General features: G+C 51.0%; 16 protein-coding genes. 5 read left to right on the forward strand and 11 right to left on the reverse strand.

All coding sequences use genetic code 11. The features are described 5' to 3' along the window. Window positions 1-18 precede the first annotated feature (18 nt). From HZU72_RS10915 to HZU72_RS10930, 4 genes are all read right to left on the reverse strand, one after another. The gene (locus HZU72_RS10915) at window positions 19-1,833 is read right to left on the reverse strand and encodes an ABC transporter ATP-binding protein (protein ID WP_180091820.1); all 1,815 of its coding nucleotides are present in this window, start codon (window positions 1,831-1,833) and stop codon (window positions 19-21) included. A 6-nt stretch (window positions 1,834-1,839) separates the two neighbouring features. Next, window positions 1,840-4,095, reverse strand: a complete 2,256-nt coding sequence (locus tag HZU72_RS10920; RefSeq protein ID WP_180091821.1) for a polysaccharide biosynthesis tyrosine autokinase — start codon at window positions 4,093-4,095, stop codon at window positions 1,840-1,842. Between the two features lie 42 nt (window positions 4,096-4,137). Next, complete coding sequence (locus HZU72_RS10925; RefSeq protein WP_180091822.1) at window positions 4,138-5,292, reverse strand: polysaccharide export protein; 1,155 nt, start codon at window positions 5,290-5,292, stop codon at window positions 4,138-4,140. Window positions 5,293-5,777: 485 nt separating this feature from the next. After that, the gene (locus tag HZU72_RS10930) at window positions 5,778-6,770 is read right to left on the reverse strand and encodes a phosphoribosyltransferase (RefSeq protein WP_180091823.1); all 993 of its coding nucleotides are present in this window, start codon (window positions 6,768-6,770) and stop codon (window positions 5,778-5,780) included. A 536-nt stretch (window positions 6,771-7,306) separates the two neighbouring features. On the opposite strand from HZU72_RS10930, the gene HZU72_RS10935 reads away from it, so the two are divergent. Beyond that, window positions 7,307-7,546, forward strand: coding sequence for a hypothetical protein (locus HZU72_RS10935; protein WP_180091824.1), 240 nt, complete (start codon window positions 7,307-7,309; stop codon window positions 7,544-7,546). On the opposite strand, the gene HZU72_RS10940 is transcribed toward HZU72_RS10935, so the two are convergent. The 7 genes from HZU72_RS10940 to HZU72_RS10970 all read right to left on the reverse strand — a co-directional run bounded on the left by HZU72_RS10940 (window position 7,524) and on the right by HZU72_RS10970 (window position 13,511). Next, entirely contained in the window at window positions 7,524-7,961 is a 438-nt protein-coding gene (locus HZU72_RS10940; RefSeq protein ID WP_180091825.1) for a low molecular weight protein-tyrosine-phosphatase, read from the reverse strand. The two genes, HZU72_RS10935 and HZU72_RS10940, sit on opposite strands and share 23 nt — an antisense overlap. A 53-nt stretch (window positions 7,962-8,014) precedes the next feature. Beyond that, entirely contained in the window at window positions 8,015-8,653 is a 639-nt protein-coding gene (locus tag HZU72_RS10945; RefSeq protein ID WP_235976070.1) for an ElyC/SanA/YdcF family protein, read from the reverse strand. A 31-nt stretch (window positions 8,654-8,684) separates the two neighbouring features. Then, window positions 8,685-9,992 (reverse strand): O-antigen ligase family protein, encoded by a 1,308-nt coding sequence (locus tag HZU72_RS10950; RefSeq protein WP_051430440.1) that lies wholly within the window; start codon window positions 9,990-9,992, stop codon window positions 8,685-8,687. A gap of 38 nt (window positions 9,993-10,030) precedes the next feature. Then, window positions 10,031-10,591, reverse strand: coding sequence for a sugar transferase (locus HZU72_RS10955; protein WP_180091827.1), 561 nt, complete (start codon window positions 10,589-10,591; stop codon window positions 10,031-10,033). Window positions 10,592-11,412: 821 nt separating this feature from the next. Next, a complete protein-coding gene (locus HZU72_RS10960) occupies window positions 11,413-12,303 on the reverse strand; it encodes an aldo/keto reductase (protein WP_180091828.1) in 891 nt (296 codons plus the stop codon). Between the two features lie 17 nt (window positions 12,304-12,320). Next, complete coding sequence (locus HZU72_RS10965; RefSeq protein ID WP_180091829.1) at window positions 12,321-13,058, reverse strand: SDR family oxidoreductase; 738 nt, start codon at window positions 13,056-13,058, stop codon at window positions 12,321-12,323. Between the two features lie 48 nt (window positions 13,059-13,106). Beyond that, window positions 13,107-13,511, reverse strand: a complete 405-nt coding sequence (locus tag HZU72_RS10970) for a (R)-mandelonitrile lyase (RefSeq protein ID WP_179915385.1) — start codon at window positions 13,509-13,511, stop codon at window positions 13,107-13,109. Window positions 13,512-14,070: 559 nt separating this feature from the next. Between HZU72_RS10970 and paoA the strand changes: the two genes are divergently transcribed. From paoA to HZU72_RS10990, 4 genes are all read left to right on the forward strand, one after another. After that, window positions 14,071-14,733, forward strand: a complete 663-nt coding sequence (gene paoA, locus HZU72_RS10975; RefSeq protein WP_180091830.1) for an aldehyde dehydrogenase iron-sulfur subunit PaoA — start codon at window positions 14,071-14,073, stop codon at window positions 14,731-14,733. Next, window positions 14,730-15,680 carry an FAD binding domain-containing protein gene (locus HZU72_RS10980; protein ID WP_180091831.1) on the forward strand — a complete coding sequence of 317 codons (951 nt, stop codon included), beginning with the start codon at window positions 14,730-14,732 and terminating at the stop codon, window positions 15,678-15,680. Before paoA ends, HZU72_RS10980 begins: the two co-directional genes overlap by 4 nt. A 3-nt stretch (window positions 15,681-15,683) precedes the next feature. Then, window positions 15,684-17,885 (forward strand): aldehyde oxidoreductase molybdenum-binding subunit PaoC, encoded by a 2,202-nt coding sequence (gene paoC, locus HZU72_RS10985; protein ID WP_180091832.1) that lies wholly within the window; start codon window positions 15,684-15,686, stop codon window positions 17,883-17,885. Window positions 17,886-17,986: 101 nt separating this feature from the next. Further along, window positions 17,987-19,192: a (R)-mandelonitrile lyase gene (locus HZU72_RS10990; protein WP_180091833.1), complete on the forward strand. Its 1,206-nt coding sequence runs from the start codon at window positions 17,987-17,989 to the stop codon at window positions 19,190-19,192. Window positions 19,193-19,211: the final 19 nt, after the last annotated feature.

Raw genomic sequence — 19,211 nt, forward strand, 5'->3', positions numbered from 1 at the left:
ACCTTTTTTCTACTGTGGCTAGAGGTTAGCCATCATCTGGAAGGTATGATTGCGGCTGGCCAGGTCATCATAAGTCCCCGCATCACTTACTTGCCCGTCCTCAAGCATATAAATGATGTCGCACTCTTTGACCGTGGCCAGGCGGTGGGCAATAAGCACCACCGTCATTTGGCCTGCGAAGCGCTGGATATCTTCCATCACACGACGTTCGGTGATCCCATCCAGAGCGCTGGTGGCTTCATCAAAAACTAATACACTGGCTTGCTGATAAAGAGCTCGGGCGATACCCAAACGCTGACGTTGACCCCCTGATATCTGCACTCCGCGCTCCCCGATTCTAGTTTCGAGCCCTTCAGGAAATCGCTTGATCAGTTCATCGAGTTGCGCCATGTGTAGGGCTTCTTTGACTCTCTCAACATCAATATTTTCGCGTTCAATGGCAAAGGCGACGTTTTCGAGGATCGTGGCATCGGACAGAAATATCTGTTGCGGCACAAACCCCACACTCGCATGCCAATTCCGCAAGTTTTCCTGCGTTAAAACCACACTATCAATGAGTATTTGCCCTTGCTGAGGCTCGATCAGACCCAGCAATAGATCCACAGCAGTGCTTTTACCACTGCCGGAAGCACCGACTAAGCCGACCATCTTGTTGACCGGAATTGTCAGAGTCAGGCCATTCAGCGCCCGTGCTCGCGCTCCTGGGTAGTCGAAGGTGACCTCATGAATTTTGATTTCTCGTTGAGGAACCCACGGCATTGACTGAGCAGCAGGCTTAGATTCACTGCCTGGTTTCAATTTTTTGGTTTCCTCACTGCTGGCGATCAAATCTTCACGGATCGCATCATAAGCCGCCAGGTTGCCGCGTATTTTAGTAATGGAGGTATAGATTTTCTGAAAGCCAGGCAGCATCTTGAAACCGGCTAAGGCATAAATTGAAAGTGCCGGCAAAATGGCGCCCAGATTGCCTTGGTAGAGGTTAAGCAGGTAAAGAACCAGCAGGATTACCGAACCGAAGGCCACCAGCTCGATAGCATAACGGGGTGCCTCACTCAGCCCTTGTGTTACACCTTGGCCTCGCGCTATGCGGTTGCTGGCCTTTTCAAACCGCGTGGTAAAACTCGCCTGACGATGCAATAAAAGAAGATCTTTGATGCCCCCAAACCCTTCAGTCATTAGCTTGAAGCGTTTCGATTGAGCCTCAGATATACGCCTTCCATTAATGCTAAGAAAGCGCCGCACCGTCTGATAAAGCAGTAGGTAAGTGGCGAGGAATATCACTAAGCCGGATATTGCTACAGCAGGGTTATAGATAAAGATAGCCAAGCTCATCAAGGTCACCATGACCGCCTTGGCGTTGAGCTCCATCGCTGGATTAATCACTTTTGTTGTCACGCGCTGGACTTCAACAGAGACCTTACTGATCAGGACACTGGTATTTTGGCTCGAATGAAATAACCAAGGTTGGTATAGATAATAACGATAGAGGCGGCTAGAGAGCTCCGCTCCCACTTGCTCACTGTAGAGCGACAGACGCCAAGTGGTATACATGGAAATTAGAGCTGCCATTAACAACACTCCAAGTACCGTACCGCCCAATAGACTCAAGAAGGACTTGTGGCTTTGCATTCCGCTATAGGTATAAGCCCAGGCTAACCAACCATTGCCCTGGAGTTTGCTCATATCGCCGACCACCGCCATAAAAGGCCCAATGGCGATGACACTGGCAATTTGAGCTAGCGCCATAACAATGATCAGTGCCTGAAGCCCTAACAATCGGCGCCGCTGTTGTTGCGTTAGTAAAGAATAAAATTCGCGCAATTGATTAAGCATATTGGCTCACCGGTAAGCATAGAGGTAGCTGCCATAGTATCCGTGGCGGCTGCTGGTCGGCTTCTTAACACCATTCAGAATTCCACCTTTGAGCCTCACACCAGCACTCTCAAGACGACGCTTAGCGGCTTTAATCTCGCCAGGAGGATTCGTGTCGAACCGCACCACCATTAGACTGGTACCAACCAACTTGCCGACTACCGAGGCATCGGTTACCGCCAGAATCGGTGGTGTATCCACGATTACCAGGTCATAGTGCTGGCTTATCGTGTCTAGAAAGTCGTGAAAACTCTGCTGCATTAAAAGCTCTGATGGATTAGGCGGTACACTTCCCCTTGCCACATAATCAAGCCCATCAAGGTCACTATGGCGAATGGCCTCCTCCATACTGATACGCCGTGCCAATAACTCTGAAAGTCCCTTTATCCCCTTACCGTGAAAGGCATGGTGCAAATGGCCGCGGCGCATATCAGCATCGATGAGCAACACTTTTTGGCCAGCCTGGGCACATACCGCTGCTAAGTTAGCAGCTATGAAGCTCTTACCTACCCCCGGACTAGCACCAGTAATCATCAACCGATTGTTATCGGATTCGAGCATGGCGAAATAGAGGCTGGTACGAAGTCCACGCAATGCCTCAACGGCAATTTCAGCGGGTTTCTTGACGGCCAGCAAGCCACGAAAAACTTCTTGGGATTTCTTGGAACGACGCGGACGGATACGCTCGGTAAGCCCTGCCTGTTCACCGGAATTCGGTAAGGTGGCATAGACAGGCAGACCCAATTCTTCAAGCTGCTCGGGGGTTTTGATAGACCGGCTGAGCAACATACGAACGATCACTAATAATATTGCCAACAAGGCGCCAAACAGGCCGCTAACAGCGGTTATTAGAGGGATACGTGGAGCGATGGTACCGGGGGACAGCATGGCCGCATCCAAGATACGCACGTTACCTACTGTGCCAGCCTTCACCAAACGCATCTCTTGAAGCTGGTTGAGTAGCTGAACATACACTTGCTGATTGACCTGAGTATCCCGAGTAAGACGCAGCACTTCCTGTTGGGTTTCGGGTAATTCACTGACCAGAGCATTAAGTCGGTCACGCTCGGCTTCTAGCTGGCCACGTTGTCTCAGTAACGTTTGGTAGTTAGGGTGTGAAGGACGGTACCTCTCAGCCAAATCCGCTTCCCGCATAGCCAGCTCACCAAGCTGGTTTTCCACATCGACTACACGAGTAAGCAGGTTCTGTGTCTCGAAAGTCAGGTCGACAGAGTCGCGCTGAGCTCGGTAATCGTTGAGCATGCCTTCGGCATCTGACAATTGGTTGCTAACCTGAGGGATTTGTTCGTTGAGAAAGGCAATCTGATTTTCTGCTTCTTCTGAATGACGCTGCACATTTTGAGTCAAAAAGACGCTGGTCAGCGTATCGAGGGTTGGCTGAATCTGGTTTTGATCCGCCCCGTTCAACGTCAGTTCATAGACGCCCGACTCTAACCCACGCGGTATGATTTCAAAGCGTTTCTTCAGCTCACCTATCGCACTAAGAGCCGACGTTCTTACCAGCGTGAATTCTGCACCGGGATGCGCCTCTGCCTGGCTGACAAAAAGACGATACCCCATTTCATCATTCTGAACCGTTTCTCCAACGCTACCAGTAAGCAGCGTTTCTTCTTCCAGTAGCAGCTCGAATTCACCGCCGTCCAGAAGCCGCAGCACATGCTCACTACCCACGTTCTCCTCAGGAACATCAAAACGAGCGACTCGGAGTGATTCCCCAGCCCATACATAGGGTGTATTCCAATCATCACCCTCTGAATCTGCTAACCACTGGCGAATGAATTCAGGCGTGAGGCTCTCGAACCATTGCTGATTAACCCCATGATGAACCAGAAAGTCCCCTACCACCGGTAACCTGCGCGGCTCAACCTGAATAGCAAGATCAAGTCGATCAGTGGTTTCACCCAACACCATGCGTGACTGCAGGATTTCGAGCTCAGCAGAGGTAGGGTTGCCTTGTTGCGGCTCCCCCAATGACTCCATAAACGCCAAGTTCGATCCTCTGGTCTCTATCTGGACTAAGGCATCGGCCTGATAAATTCTCGGCTGAGAGCTGGCATTAAAGTAGCCCGCCAGCAGAAAAAATCCCGTCACCGACACGATAAACCAGCGATGATCGGAAAGCGTATCTACCAACTTACGCAGATTAAGGTCATCGCTCTCTCGAGGTGCTGACGAGGGCGGTGGTGAAGGGAAATTAGTCATGGAGATGCCTCATCACTCAAAAATATAGTGCAAAATCGATGTTTAAAGCTCACCGGCATCAATAGCAGACGTTGCAAAATCGCCTGGCAAACTAACTGATGGCAGCAGCAGGGAGATCACAGAGTTCCAGCGAGCCAGCGGCGCTGACGTCACGTACACCACATCCTGCGGCTCAAGCGGGAACCGTGTCCCTAGCAATAAGCGAGTGGCATCCTGAATATCCAACTGATAGACGGTGGCCATTTTCTCGCTACCAGGCGGGTTGCCTCGCACTACGAAAATGCCCGACGGCTCAGCACGATTTTCATTCACCCCACCTGCTCTGCCCAATGCATCTGTCAACGTGAGGCGTTCATTACCAAGGGCAATAGCACCGGGCCGGCTAACTTGCCCCAGAACAACAACGTTTTGATTTTCCATAGTGGGTACGTGAAGTAGATCGCCATCACGCAGTAACCGGTTCTGTGTCATATCCCCTTGACGCATCATTGCATATAGCGATATCACCTCTTCACCACCATTGCGGCTTAGTTTGACGTTACGCCAATCCGCGTTATCACGTGCCCCACCTACTTCACTAATGGCATCAAGTACCGTCATCGGCACAATACTCAGAGGCAGAGTGCCGGGGTTTTCCACTGCCCCACTGATATAAACTTTTTGGGAGTTAAACGCCGCAATGCCTACCTCTACCTGCGGCTCATTGATGACCGTGGACAATCGTCCTGCGATTAACTCGCGCACCTCGTCAAGCGTCATGCCCTCGACTCTCACGCGCCCTACGTAGGGATAGAACATCGTGCCATTAGGCCGTATCCGGTTCCCAGTTTCCGCAGCGGAGCGCTCGGCGCCGGCCGGAATAGTTAATTCTGGATGGTCATAGACGATCACGCTTAAAATGTCCCCAGGCCCTACCCGATATTCGTAATCTTGCACTTCTTGATTCAATGCTTGAGACGTGGCTTGCGTGGTAGGTTCTTGGGGAACATACAACCTATCTACAAACTCTGGCGTAATGGGCTGTACGTCCACTCGGCCATCCAGCGATTGGTCAAGCTCGCTTTCGTCAATATGTCCGCCAGGGGCCATGGCGCAGCCACTCAATATCCCCAGAAGCATGATGAGCGACAGATAGCGAACCCACCGCACTGGACTTTTTCTGGTTTCTACACCTTCTATTTCTTTGAAATTAGTCATTTTTTTGTTCCCTTTGCTTTGTGTCTTACCACGCTACCGCCCGAGGATTTTAAATGGCATTTCCCAGAGCCTATTTGGAAACTCGTCTTGGCGGTGAACCTTCGAGCCGCCATAAGACATGAATGCCATTACGGCAGACAAATATAAGGTTACATAAAAAAACAAAATAGATACTTTGATTTACTTCATTGCTGAGGATGAGATAGCTAACGCTATTTAGGCGTTTAGAAATGAGGTTTGGCGTTATGTTTGAGAGGAGAGGAGATCATGCCTAGCAGTATTAACTAGCATTAATTATTTAATGATAATAAATAATTTATATTTAAAATCAATAGGTTGTAAAAAGTTACAAAATAAGAGATCTCAATTTACAACTACAAAACAATTGTAATATTGCCTTAATTGAGGGATTTCTTATTGACAGTGGCCACATAGAAAAAAGGCCACCCTTGGAGGGGCGGCCATAACTTGGTCTTTGAATCAGCTCACGCCTTTTTGGTTTTCCACCGCTCCCTCAGCGCCGTCTTGAGGGGGCTTGGAAGGCCAGATAAAATCTTTCTTTTGCTGGCGCTGAGAAGGCGTGTCGTATAGCTATGCGATCCCTTTTTGGCGGAGGCTTCATCAGACGCTGTATAGACTCTATTATCTTCACAGCAATAAACGGCTTTTCCCGATATTTTTGCAATACTTGCAGCCTGCCTGGTAGCACTCTCAATGAAGAAAGTGTAATCCGAGCTCTTATAGAACAGGCCCTTGTGCGTAGAGTGAATCCCCTGGCGTTGGCGCTCCTCTTTCGAAGGCAGATCCAGCATGACCAAGCGCTCATAGTCAATTCCCTGTTGCTTCAGCCACTGCTCTGTCTGGCTACGGTACTTCTCAAGACGGTTGGTTACCAAGCAGCCGATTCGGCCAGCAGGTAGGAAAAGAAGCTCCGCGTTATTCAAAAACCCAATGTACTGCTCTCCATCATCGTTCTGAAGGTCGGTAGGATCGACACACAGTACACCATCGATATCGACACATGACTGGGAAAGTATGGCAGGAGTGAAAAGGTTCCACTGGAAAGCACAAGGCGATTCTAGCGTGTAAAAATGAAAATCAACATGTTGCTTACCGTCGGGATCAGCATAGATCGCCAAGGTATCTATTATACAAGGACAATTTTCAGGGATGGCGCTCCGTGCTTCCTGCACAGTCTTACCTGTAATGACGCTATCATCGACGAGAAGAACTTTTTTCGCGTCCCACGCTGCCCTCGGCGACTTTTCTTCCTTTCTACGCAAGCGAGTTTTCAGCGGTTGGTTGGCAATAAAGTCTGGGAGCCCCATCATATCGATATGCAACCCCAACGCAACCATGTTGGCGGGGATTATGCCGCTACGGGGAATACCCACCACCAGGTCGTAATCCTTCCCGTGAACTTTGAACAAGGACGCAGCGATGTCCTCACTTAAATCACCATAGGATTTGTAATTCATTGTCTATCCCTCCTTTTTTATCAGGCTTGGCCGCCAAATTAATGGATGGTTAGGTAGATTCGCCTTTCTTGTAGAACCCAGCGGTGATGGCCCTAAATACGAAGACATACTTTGGGTACGTCACGCATCTACTTAACATGGAGCATCATTCCAGGGGGGTTAAACAGACTTTCCGATAGTTTCTGCAATGAACAAAGTCGCTTAGTTACGACTTATAGTGGAACGGTAACTTCATCGAATGACAAAATCGTTTCAATTAAATGATAGGTCAATGATATCTTCAGAAAAAAAACATTAAAACCACAATAAAAAAACACAAGCATTTGTTTCTATTGAATTTATTTACCCTCACCATCTATAGACAGACATCTCAATTCACTACTTTATTGACATTTACACCAGGCATTTTCAATAATTTTACTAGTACTTTTTTCAATCACCGCCACACAATATCTTAGACGTGGTATGCATTTGCAATATTAACAACAACATTGAGAAATTATTAATTTCAACCTTCAAAACTGATGAGAAAAACAATGAAAAAACCCTATCACAAATACAAGGATCAGCATCTTAAAAACACGAAAGATGCAATTAAAAAAATAGCAAAAAACAGTATGAAAAAATCATTACTGAAAGCTAGTAAGCTAAAAATTTTAAAAACAAAAATTGGATCTAATACTGGCAGGCACATCAGCCATATCGCTTACAGATCAAGCAGTAAAAAAGGGAAAAGAAGCGATGGCGAAACGTCTAGAGTCTCTCAGCCCACGTAAGGGCAGCGTCCTTGAGCAACATATGGATATGTTCGAAAACTTCTCTGGATTTTCGGTAAGGATCGGGAATATTGCGCCCTTTGCCACTGTCTAGCCAACGACCTAGTAATAACGTCTTACCTAAGGCTTGGGGTACGTGTTGTCCTACAGCACGGCGCTGGCCCTCAGACATCACTAGGATGAGATCGGCTTCCTGTATCATTGTCACGGTTAATTGACGTGCCTGGTGATTGGCCACATCCAAGCCATCAGCCTCGGCTAATTGACGTGCAAAAGCAGATACAGGTTCACCTTCCAAGGCGCCCAAGCCTGCAGAACTGATATGACGCTCGGGTAGCCGCTGTTTAAGAAATGCTTCAGCGACGGGACTACGACAAATATTACCTGTACACACCACTAAAATACGCTCGAACATGTCTTACTTATCTCCTGGGTGAGCAGAGGTAAACGTTTTCAAATATGACATCTTCAATGCTCCCACCGAATGGCAAGCAACCCGAGTGTTTCGTAGATTGCCCTCTCGGTCTTGCGTAGCTCACGGGCAGAGGGCAGCCAATAAGCTAGCGCTAAGCCCTCCGTTCGATCGGCCAAATAATGGGTAGGTGCAGCAACTGGAGCTAGGCCTGCCGCCTCGAAATGACGCATAGCGCGCGGCATATGCGACGCTGATGTCACAATCAATACTTGCGCACCTTCACCGAGCAGCGCCCGAACTGACTTGGCCTCTTCAGCAGTATCGTTGGGCGACACCAGCGTCACGATACTCTCTGGCGGAACCCCCAATGCTTCGGCAGCTTCGGCGTAACCATGAGCCATGGTCATTTTTGGATCTTGCCCTCCCCCTGACACTACCAGTAGCAAGTCTGGACGCTCATGCCATAGCCGCAGGCCTTCCATCAGACGCAAACCCGAACTTTCGCTGAGCCTGCCGGTTATCGACCAAGGGCGATCCGGCTGCCAACCACCCCCGAGGACTACCACTGCTTCGATGTTCTGCTCTTCAGGCCATTTCTCCCAAGCGACATATTGAGACTCCAACGGCCCTAGCAAATTATCTGCCACTGGTGCCCAGTCCGCCAGCAATAGCAAGAGCATTGCTAACGTCATTATGCTGTGACCCAGGCGGTACCACCCAAGCTTACGAATCAACCATCCGATAGTAAAAATGAGGGCCATCAGAGACATTGGCATCAGCAATATCGCCGTCAGGCTTTTCATTAGTGTATACATGGCAACCATCTTGCAGAACTTGCTCGGAAACGAGAACCCAAAGGAAAATCAGCCAGCTAGCATACACCGCTACCCCTGCTGGATAAGCAAAAAAAGAATAGCTTAAGCCAAAGCCCATAAAAGTGATTGGCAGCAATATACCAGCCACGGCATAGGAGCGCTGAGTGGCGCTTTCAGCGCGTAAACCTGGGAAAAAAAGCCACAGGGGAATGAGATAGAGGCTCACTACTATAACAAGACCTGGCAGCCCTTTTCGTACCCAGGCATCCAGAAGGTCGTTATGCGCATGCCAGTAATTGCCTAACTCGGGGCTTAGCACGCCTTGAGTCTCTAGTCTTTGCATGGCGGGTAGATAGCCCTGATGCCCGTAGCCCACGAGGGGACGTTCATAAATCAGCCAGAATGCGCCGCGATACATTTCCAAGCGAGCCCCTACGGAGCCATAGTCAGCGCCTTCCATGTAGCGATGCACCTCGGCCACCGCCTTATCCACCCTTTTTTCTACGCCGCTATGGGGCGTCGTATACACCCCTATCATCACAGCTATTGCAGCAGTCAGTGCCAACCATCGCCACAGCGCTCGCCAGCGACGCGCATAACCGTAATAAAATACCCATATCACTAGCGGCAGTGCCAACCACCCGCCCCGGGTGCCAGAAAGAGCCGAGGCTAGTCCGCCCCCCATTGCGCCGCTCAGCAAAAGCGCTACCCAAAAAAAACGTGTTGATCGCTGTTGCCAGGCCCACCCCAATCCGGCCAAACATAACAGCGCCATCAATAGCGCAAGATTGCCGAAAAAGATTGAATGTAACGGTGGGTGGCCTGTAGCACGGGTTAAACCGACTATCCATTTTTGCCACGCCGCCCAACCCCCTGCACCCAATCCACTTAGCGCTAAACCCACCCACCATGCTGAAGGACGTGGTGGAACGGCGCGCACTAACATAAACGCCAATGCCGCGAGCCAAGCTGCACCAGCTAATGGCAAGGCCCGCTCCAAGCTAGAATGCCAAGCGCCAGCCACTACTTCGACAATACCGACTCCTAGTAGCAACGCCAAAAGAAGGCCATCACCACGCCCCATTGGTTTTCTAAAAAAGCTACGCCTTTGTCGCTCATGCCTAGCAAGAAACGACCATATAATAGTGATCGCCAATCCTAGCCAATAGCCCAAGGGGGCCAATAGCGGTAACACGGTGATTGCTAAAGCCTGCATGCAGTATTTACCTTGTAGGCCACAGGAGTGCGCATGCTTTATTGTCTCACCCGGTCTCCGCTTCCTCTACCCATCACAGTGAGGAACAGGTAGCGAAAATACGTCAGTATCGCCATTGTCGCCAACATTTTTTGATCCGTTTCTGCCAGTAATTGAGGCGTAGACATATCAATATCGTTAAGTTGCGCCAGCCCGGTAATTCCTGGGCGAGCATTGTATACACCACGCTCAGTACGCTCTTTGATCAACTCATCTTGCGTATATAAGCAAGGACGAGGCCCCACAAGGCTCATATCCCCTTTCAATACATTCCATAGCTGCGGTAACTCATCCAATTTGGTACGCCGTAAGAAATGACCGAATTTGGTAATTGAAGAAGAATCCGCAAGATGCGAAGCAACCCAAGCGGTATCAGGCTTCATAGTACGAAATTTAATCAATACAAACGGCTGGCCACGGTATCCCACACGCTTTTGCAAAAATAGAGGAGACCCCGTGTCCCAGTAACCGATTAAGGCTAATATAAGCAATAATGGCAGACCAATGAGTAGGCCCGTGGCAGCAAATAGAATGTCAAAAAATCGTAATATTATAGTCATGGTGTCAAGGCTCACATGGTTAAGTCACAATTATTACCATATAAAAATCAGATCTTGGTAATCCCCCTGTCAACAACAATACGCTTTTTTCACCCAAAACAAAGGCAACCAAAGAGTAGCGATCTCGAAGAGAGAGTATATAAACAAGTTATTTATATAGCCATAACTTTTAATCTAACAATACTAGGAATATTTTCTCATTCTATTTTACTAGATCAACCAATTATAAATTAAGATAAAAGCTAAGGAAAACTCCGGTTAACACATATTATTTAATGAGAAATATAAAAAATGCAGTTTTGTTAACAGAGGTCATCCGTAATTTTCATGACATCACAACTATTAACTCAGCAGAAAAGATCAGTCCAGATAATGATCTAAAACTGAGCGACATTTCGTGGGCGCGCAATGTCTCTAAGGAGCTGATTCAAAACCAGTGACAATACTTCGCGAGGTAATTTTTCAGTAGATCTGAGGGTACTACAGGTTGAGGGGGGGGGGGAATACAAGCTAAAGTGGACAGGATATCAGAAATGTCGTTCTCAACAAAACTTGGCATAAGCGCAACGAGAAAACAGAGGCTTACAGCCTGATTCTCAAATAACTTGGCATAAATTCGCAATTTTAACTTGGCATAAAATAAAACGATCGTTCGCTAGCGTAAAAAAATAACGTTCTTTTACTATGTTCACAGCGTTGAACCTCCTGTATGAATAAGGCTGACATGGTATTACCATAGATTTCCCATCCTGCGATGAAAGCTGCAATAGCAGGAAGAACCGAGCAAAGCTCGGTTCTTCTCTTCTATCTAAACGACGGCATCACTCCGGTATAGAAAATTTTACCGTTTGAGTACTGAGCGATTTGGGGTCTGGCCCGCCACGGCGCCCAGTATTAAGTGCGTCGATCAAAGCGACCTCTTCGGAGGAAAGCGAAAAATCAAAGATATCGAAATTCTCCCTTATCCGTTCAGTGTGAACCGACTTAGGGATCACTGAATGACCCAGTTCGATATGCCAGCGCAGTATCACCTGCGCCGATGACTTACCATGCCCTTCTGCAATCCGTATGATTGTGGGATGCGTCAGCGGGTCGTCTTCCGGCTTAGGGTCTTCAGTGAAGTAACGATTAACGCCGCCAATGGGCGACCACGCCTGAGTCAGAATGCCCTGCTCCTGATGAAATTGACTCAGCTTCTTCTGAGTAAAAAACGGATGCAGCTCCACTTGGTTTACCGCAGGAACCACGCCGGTCTCATCAATGATGCGCTTAAGCTCTTCTTCGTTGAAGTTCGACACGCCAACTGCACGAGCACGGCCACTTTTCACAATCTCACAGAGCGCCTTCCATGCCCCCAAAGTGCGTTCGAATTCAGTCGGGGCTGGCTGGTGTAGCAGATAGAGATCGATGTACTCCATGCCCAGCTTGCGCAGCGAACGTTCGAACCCGTGTATCGCGCCGTCATAGGTATAATCTGAAAGCCAGAGTTTGGACTCGATGAACACGTCTAAGCGAGCGAGACCGCTTGATCGGAACGCTTCGCCCACCTGCTCTTCATTCATGTAAGCGGCGGCAGTATCGACATGGCGATAGCCCGCCTCAAAGGCAGACAATACCGCACCAGTGGTTTCCTCAGGACGAGAGCGATAAACGCCCAGTCCGAAGGCAGGCATCTCAACACCATTGTTCAAGGTAAGAAGGGGTATGGTCATAGCATTTCCTATCTTGTTTATAGCACTTGGCTGGTCGGCCGGAACAGAATCTCGTTAATATCCACGTCCTCGGGCTGGCTCATGGCGAATTCCACTGAGCGTGCGAACGAGTCGGCGGGTATCGCATACTGTTCATAGAAATCATGGATCGCCTCGGACACGTCATTTTCCGAGATACTATTCGGTAGTTCTGTATCGACAGCGCCAGGCGAGATAATCGTCGAACGGATATTGTAAGGTTTGACCTCTTGGCGCAGTCCTTCGGAGATGACACGAACGGCATGCTTAGTGGCCGCGTAAACAGCACTGCCAGGGCCAACCTTATGGCCAGCGACCGATGAAACGTTGATGATCTGCCCACTCTTTTGGGCGGTCATATGCGGCATTGCTGCCGCGATGCCATACAGCACACCCTTGATATTGACGTCGATCATTTGATCCCACTCTTCGACCTTCAGGCGCTCTAAAGGCGAATGCGGCATCACACCGGCATTGTTAAGCATGACATCTATACGGCCATGCAGCTGGATGGCACGCTCAACCAACGCTTCAACATGATCGCGCTGGGTGACATCTGTCTTGACCACCGCCTGCTCATCTAAGCCGAGTTCTTTGGCCAGCGCCTGTAAACGCTCCATACGACGCGCGCCGAGCACTACCTTTGCGCCCCCATTCGCCAATCGGCGTGCGGTCGCTTCGCCAAGGCCACTGCTAGCCCCTGTGATGACAACGACTTTATCCTTGATACCTTCCATTGTGAGTTCTCCTTTCTAAATAAAGTAATGACTCTTGCTGTTCTTTGCTTAAGAAACGCTGCTGAGATAATCCTCTTCCGCTACTTTTTCCATCCAAGTGACGGGCGAACCATTCTCCGATTCAGCAATCGCGATATGCGTCATGGCGTTGCTATCCGTGGCGCCATGCCAATGCTTCTCGTCTGGTCCAAACCACACTACGTCGCCTGGGCAGAGTTCTTGTTTTGGTTCCCCTTCCCGCTGAGCCCAACCCAGCCCGGCCGTAATGATCAATGTTTGCCCTAGTGGATGGGTATGCCAAGCCGTTCGGGCTCCAGGTTCGAAAGTGACGATAGCTCCGCCGGTTTTAGCTGGTTCAGGGGCTTGGAAAGGCGAATCAATACGCACTGTCCCAGTGAAATATTCTTCGGGGCCTTGGGCAGATGACTTGGAGGCGTTGCGCTGGATATCCATGAGAATACCTTTGGTCATTGGAGTGTTTTGACGAGCCTGGACCAGACAGCGAGGTCAAGAGGGAGTAGCGTGTCTCACAGTTTAGGACACTCACATGGATATGATTAGAGGCTTAGAATGACTTGGTCTTATGTCTAAAATTCATTAATCCACAAACCAACCTACCCCTCCTTCTCGTCCATTTTCCCCATCAAGGGTGTCGCTTATGACGCACCTTACTAGCTGTATGGAAGATATGTTCTCCATAACGGCTTAAGCTATTTGGCAACCCTACTGCAACTGGGCATACGCCCTAATGGCTTTATCACCGTTAACTGATTGAACTCGTAGCGAAGCTTTCAAGGAATATCCAACTAGCCTAGCCGCATAGAAACCCAAAGCCATCATCTGATTAATGAATTGAGCACATAAGCTCATCCGGATTTTAGCGATAGTTGAATGGATTTGGTTTAGCTAAGTTGGTAGCTGAAGACAAATGAACGTTATGAACTCATTTCCCAAAGACACTATGTCATTTGGATCGACTTTCATGCCGACTTGCTAGCGATAGGGATGCCCCATGTCAAAGCTAAGCGACTTCGAAATCACCAGGCGCAACCTGTTGATCGGGAGCGCCACGACCACAGCCTCTCTTGCCTTGCCTAAATTTTCCTTCGCCCAGGGAAAAAATACTGGGCAAGCTTCTTCAGTAACCACTATTCCAGCCTCGGCAATGACAGAGGTCGGTTTCACTGTGAATGGCGAGGCCCGGAAGTTAACTGCCGATAATCGCCTCACCCTTCTTGATGCACTGCGCGAAAGCCTGCAACTAATCGGCACGAAAAAAGGCTGCGACCATGGCCAATGCGGAGCCTGCACCGTTATGGTCAATGGTCGGCGCATTAACTCGTGTTTGTCCCTTGCGGTAATGCATGAGGGTGATGAAATCACGACGATTGAGGGGCTTGGCACACCAGAGGGTCTTGACCCGATGCAGGTAGCCTTTATTGAACATGACGGCTATCAATGTGGTTACTGCACCCCTGGTCAAATCTGCTCGGCGAAGGCAACACTCGAAGAAATCTGGGCTGGCATCCCAAGCCATGTGACTGAAGATATCACCGGAGAGATACAAATCACGTCCGCTGAGATACGCGAACGTATGAGCGGTAACCTCTGCCGCTGCGGCGCCTACGCGAACATTCTTGATGCCATAGAGCACGTCGCGGAGGATAAGGCATGAGAGCATTTAGCTACGAACGAGCAGGATCGCCCCAAGAAGCAGCCGCAGCAGCGGCCGCGCAGGAAGGAGCCCAGTTCATCGCTGGCGGGACAAACCTTCTTGATCTGATGAAGCTGGAAATCGAGACACCCTCGCATCTCATCGATGTGAACGGACTAGGACTCGATACCATCGAAGCGACGGCAGAGGGAGGCCTGCGCATTGGTGCGCTAGTACGCAACACTGATCTTGCCGCCGACCAACGCGTGCGCCGCGACTATGGTGTCCTGAGTCGTGCGCTCGTCGCGGGGGCATCGGGCCAGCTACGCAACAAGGCAACGACGGGTGGTAACCTGCTACAGCGCACACGCTGTCCCTATTTCTACGACACCAACATGTCTTGCAACAAGCGCGAGCCAGGGTCGGGTTGCGCCGCGCAAGGAGGCTACAGCCGTCAACTCGCGGTCATCGGCGGCAGCGAAGCATGTATCGCTACTCACCCAAGTGACATGGCAATCGCCATGCGTGTGCTCGATGCAGTGGTGGAGACAGTGAATGCCGAGGGCGACACTCGCGCCATTCCCCTCGCTGACTTTCACCTTCTTCCTGGCGACACCCCGCATATCGAGACAGTACTCGCACCAGACGAGTTCATCACCGCCGTTGTCCTTCCCAGGCCACTTGGCGGGCAGCACTTCTACCACAAGGTACGTGATCGTGCATCCTACGCCTTCGCTCTAGTATCGGTTGCCGCTGTGATTCAGCCGGATGGCTCCGGTCGCATCGCACTAGGTGGCGTGGCCCCCAAACCGTGGCGAAATGAGGCCGCCGAGGCCGCCATGCCAAACGGTGCCCGAGCCGTCATATCACGTCTTTTGGAGGGTGCGACACCCACCGAAGATAACGAATTTAAGGTGACACTGGCTGAGCGTACGCTTGCCGCCGTGCTCGCCGAAGCCAGGGGATAAGCCATGCGTTTCGACAGTCCCGCTGAACAAAACGTCTCCGATCGTATGAAGGTGCTCGGACAACCATTACGCCGAATCGACGGCCCTCTCAAAACCACCGGCATGGCGCCCTACGCCTACGAGCGTCATGGTGTGGCGAAAGATCAGCTTGTCGGCTACCCACTCGGCTCTGCCATCGCCAAAGGCCGTATCGTCTCGATGGATATTAATGAAGCGCAAGCCTCACCGGGCGTTGTGGGCATTGTCACCACCTTGGAAATGGAGCGCCTTCCCAAGGTCGACTGGAATGTGGCGTATCTCTTCGGCGGCCGTGATATTCAGCATTATCACCAGGCGATTGCCGTGGTGGTTGCTAATAGTTTTGAAGAAGCCCGCGCTGCAGCCGCCTTGATTCGCGTCGAGTATGAGGAAGATCAAGATGCAATGTACGACCTGGCTGCCGTACGGCAAGAGCGGCTAAGTGATGACGTAGAGCCCATTGATGATATTGGCGACTTCGAAAGCGCCTATGCATCGGCTGAGGTGACTCTTGATGCAACCTACACCACCCCAGGCCAATGCCATGCCCAAATGGAGCCACACGCGACCATTGCCCAATGGGATGGAGATCATCTGACCCTCTGGACATCGAATCAGATGATTGAGTGGAGCCGTCAAGCACTCGCTACCACGTTTGATTTGCCCGCCGAAAACTTTCGTCTCGATTCGCCTTATATAGGCGGTGGTTTCGGGGTGAAGCTATTTTTACGCGCCGATGCGGTGATGGCTGCGCTTGCTGCTAGAAAGGTCGGGCGTGCGGTTAAGCTCGCGCTCCCTAGGCCAATGTCCGCAAATAACACGACCCATCGTGGTTTGACGATCCAGAGAATACGCATTGGAGCCACCCAAGAGGGAAAAATCACCGCGATCGGGCACGATAACGCCACCAACACGCTTCCCGGTGGTGATGGTGAAAACGGCGCCAGGGCCACTCGCCGTTTTTATGCAGGTGAAAACCGGCTTCTCATTAATCGAGCGCTGGAAATTCATCTTCCAGAAAGCAATGCGATGCGCGCACCCGGCGAAACAGCAGGCCTGATGGCGCTCGAAATTGCGATGGATGAAATGGCTGAGAAGCTAGGTATGGACCCTGTCGAGTTTCGGATTATTAACGATACGCAGGTCGACCCTAGTCATCCTGAACGTCAGTTTTCGGAGCGTCACTTTATTGAGTGCTTACAGCGCGGCGCCGAAGTCTTCAATTGGGCATCTCGCAACAAAGCCCCAGGCTCGCGACGTGAAGGGGCGTGGTTAATTGGGCATGGTGTGGCAGGCGCCTATCGCGATGCCCCTGCAGAAACCTCAGGGGCGCGTGTCAGTGTAAGACCCGATGGTTCTATACGGGTGGAAACGGACATGACGGACATTGGCACCGGTTCGTACACCATCATCGCTCAGACGGCGGCAGAAATGATGGGCGTATCGTTGGAGGTGGTTAACGTTGATTTAGGGGATTCTCGACATCCTGTTTCTGCTGGCTCAGGCGGCCAATGGGGTGCGGCAAGCTCGACGGCAGGGGTCTATGCCGCCTGTTTAGCGTTACGCAAAAAAATTGCAGAGCGTTTAGCTGTTGATCCTGAGGCACTTGAATTTTCAGAAGGTTATGTTCGCTATAACGATCAGCAAACAGCGCTCAGCGAGCTCGCATCTGCTGGCTCTATTACGGCTGAAGACAGTATTGAATTCGGCGATTTTCGAAGTGAAGAGTATCAACTGGCCACGTTTGGCGCGCATTTTGTCGAAGTGGCCGTCCACGCGACGACGGGTGAAATCCGCGTCCTACGAATGCTGGCGGTCTGTGATGCAGGGCGCATTCTTAACCCCATGACCGCCCGTAGCCAGGTGATAGGAGCGATGACCATGGGCGTGGGTGCAGCTCTGATGGAATCGCTGGCGGTGGATACCCGACATGGCTTCTTCGTCAACCATGACCTCGCTGGCTATGAGGTGCCGGTGCATGCCGACATCCCCGAACAGCAGGTAATCTTCCTTGAAGGCGAAGACCCCTATTCGACACCCCTGAAGGCCAAAGGGGTCGGCGAACTCGGTATTTGTGGGGTCAGCGCAGCTGTCGCCAACGCGGTCTATAACGCTACCGGTGCGCGAGTCCGCGACTACCCCATCACACTCGATAAGTTCCTAGACCGTCTACCGGAAATCGCCTGAAACATTTATCAATCCCGGATGCCTCGTTAGCTTCCAAGCACAGTTCTGAGCAGTATGAAATCCATGGATATAACAACCCTTAATGCAAAGGATGTCGCCGTATGATGAAGTTTGCTTTTCCACTCCTATTTTCCTTCGCCGCGCTTTCTCACGCCGAGGCACAAGAGTCTGATTCAGGCCGTATCGCGCCGGACGAGGTCTACGAAGTAGCGCCTGGTCTAGGCCAATACACGGATGACGTCTTGTTCGGGCGCGTCTGGCCCGGCGAGGCCCTCGCCCCCCGAGACCGTAGCCTCGTCGTGCTGTCCGCGCTGATTTCCATGGGGCAGACCGGGCCGGTAGGTAGTCATACCCGCATCGGCTTGGAAAACGGCCTCACGCCTGCCGAGATCGGTGAGATCGCCACCCATCTGGCTTTCTATGCTGGCTGGCCCTATGCCATCGCCGCTGTCTACGAGATGCACGAGGTCTTTCAGAATCAAGGCGTTGAGATGCCAGTAGATGCCGATGGCACACCGCTGGAACTTAACTCGGAGGCCGAAACCGAGCGACAGCGTGAAATGTCGGAAGGCATCACTGCGACAGTGCCGCAGCTCGCGGACGCGACCAATGAGGTACTGTTCGACGGTTTATGGCGTCGGCCTACGCTCAGTACCCGAGACCGTAGCTTGGTGACTATCGCGTCCCTAGCCGCTACCGGTAAGGCCGAACAACTCCCCGCCTACCTCAATCGAGCACTGGATAATGGGCTAACACCAGCTGAGGCGAAGGAAGCAATTCACCACCTAGCCTACTATTCAGGATGGCCAAACGCGGTATCCGCAGTCCCGGTGCTTGAAAAAGTCTTGTCGGCGCGTGAGACAGCCGAGACGTCAGCCAACATTACGGTTGTGCCCAGCACGAATGCAGAAACCACGACAGGCGGTGAGGATAATTTCACGGGAGTAGCTGAGGTTAGCCAACGCTTTTCTGCCCCCCAACCCGCCCGCCTCGGGGGAGGCGTAGTGAGCTTTGAGGCGAGCGCACGAACGGCTTGGCACACCCACCCTCTCGGTCAAACGCTTTATATCACCGACGGATGCGGCTGGGTGCAAAGTGAAGGCGAAACGGTCCAAGAGGTTAAGCCCGGCGACATCGTTGTCATACCACCGAATACACCTCACTGGCATGGTGCTTCCGCATCTGACGCCATGACTCACCTTGCTATATCAGAAGCGCAGGATGGCAGCTCTGTAACGTGGATGGAACTCGTCACTGACGAAGAGTATTCACAAGGAGAGAGCGCTGAGAGTAAGTGCAACGTCTAAACAGGTGATCGGATTGACT

It is taken from the genome of Vreelandella sedimenti, from assembly GCF_013416325.1.
GTDB lineage: Bacteria > Pseudomonadota > Gammaproteobacteria > Pseudomonadales > Halomonadaceae > Vreelandella > Vreelandella sedimenti.